At 49.1% G+C, this 1,127-nt stretch carries 10 tRNA genes and 1 rRNA gene; all 11 read right to left on the reverse strand.

Annotated features, from left to right (window positions below):
• Position 1 precedes the first annotated feature (1 nt).
• Positions 2-78, reverse strand: a tRNA-Pro gene (locus EVJ21_RS15130).
• Positions 79-85: 7 nt separating this feature from the next.
• Positions 86-162, reverse strand: a tRNA-Arg gene (locus tag EVJ21_RS15135).
• A 6-nt stretch (positions 163-168) separates the two neighbouring features.
• Positions 169-253: transfer RNA gene (locus EVJ21_RS15140), tRNA-Leu, on the reverse strand.
• 7 nt (positions 254-260) lie between these two features.
• Positions 261-335: transfer RNA gene (locus EVJ21_RS15145), tRNA-Gly, on the reverse strand.
• Between the two features lie 21 nt (positions 336-356).
• Positions 357-437: transfer RNA gene (locus EVJ21_RS15150), tRNA-Leu, on the reverse strand.
• Between the two features lie 37 nt (positions 438-474).
• A tRNA-Lys gene (locus tag EVJ21_RS15155) sits at positions 475-550 on the reverse strand.
• A 12-nt stretch (positions 551-562) separates the two neighbouring features.
• Positions 563-638: transfer RNA gene (locus tag EVJ21_RS15160), tRNA-His, on the reverse strand.
• Between the two features lie 10 nt (positions 639-648).
• A tRNA-Thr gene (locus EVJ21_RS15165) sits at positions 649-724 on the reverse strand.
• A gap of 9 nt (positions 725-733) precedes the next feature.
• Positions 734-809: transfer RNA gene (locus EVJ21_RS15170), tRNA-Phe, on the reverse strand.
• A gap of 24 nt (positions 810-833) precedes the next feature.
• Positions 834-909, reverse strand: a tRNA-Asp gene (locus EVJ21_RS15175).
• Positions 910-992: 83 nt separating this feature from the next.
• Positions 993-1,108 (reverse strand): 5S ribosomal RNA (rrf, locus tag EVJ21_RS15180).
• Positions 1,109-1,127 lie beyond the last annotated feature (19 nt).

Raw genomic sequence — 1,127 nt, forward strand, 5'->3', positions numbered from 1 at the left:
ATGGTCGGGAAGACAGGATTCGAACCTGCGACCCCTTGGTCCCAAACCAAGTGCTCTACCAAGCTGAGCTACTTCCCGTTATAAATGGTGCACCCTGAGAGATTCGAACTCCCGGCCTTTAGATTCGTAGTCTAACGCTCTATCCAGCTGAGCTAAGGGTGCATAAAATGCGGTCGAGAGGACTTGAACCTCCACGGTGTTAACCACCACTAGGCCCTCAACCTAGCGCGTCTACCGATTCCGCCACGACCGCGTATTAATGGAGCGGAAGACGGGATTCGAACCCGCGACCCCGACCTTGGCAAGGTCGTATTCTACCACTGAACTACTTCCGCAATATGAGTTTTGATTAGAGATGCGGGTGAAGGGACTCGAACCCCCACGTCAAGGACACTAGATCCTAAGTCTAGCGCGTCTACCAATTCCGCCACACCCGCATATAATATTCAAATATAACTATTAATTAATGAGAAATGGTGAGCCATGCAGGGCTCGAACCTGCGACCCTCTGATTAAAAGTCAGATGCTCTACCAACTGAGCTAATGGCTCATTAATTTAAAATGGGGCGACTGAAGGGAATTGAACCCTCGAATGCCGGAATCACAATCCGGTGCGTTAACCACTTCGCCACAATCGCCATGAAAAAATGGTGCCGGCGAAAGGATTTGAACCCTCGACCCTCTGATTACAAGTCAGATGCTCTACCAACTGAGCTACACCGGCAGGTGTAAATGGTGGCTTTGGACGGAATCGAACCGCCGACACAAGGATTTTCAGTCCTTTGCTCTACCAACTGAGCTACAAAGCCAACTTATTAAGTTTAAATTAAAAATGGCGGTCCCGACGGGATTCGAACCCGCGATCTTCTGCGTGACAGGCAGACATGTTAACCGCTACACCACGGGACCGTTTGTAAAACTATTTGTATCGACTCCACCTATTTTAAATGTCAATTAGGATAAAGTCAATAAGTTTTGTAAAAAAATAAAAATCCTGGCAACGTCCTATCCTCACAGGGGGAGACCCCCAACTACTTTCGGCGCTGAAGCGCTTAACTTCCGTGTTCGGCATGGGAACGGGTGTGGCCGCTTCGCTATCGCCACCAGACAAGGGATTGTTCCCTGAA

The sequence above is a fragment of the Exiguobacterium sp. SH0S2 genome (assembly GCF_004337185.1).
GTDB lineage: Bacteria > Bacillota > Bacilli > Exiguobacteriales > Exiguobacteriaceae > Exiguobacterium > Exiguobacterium aurantiacum_A.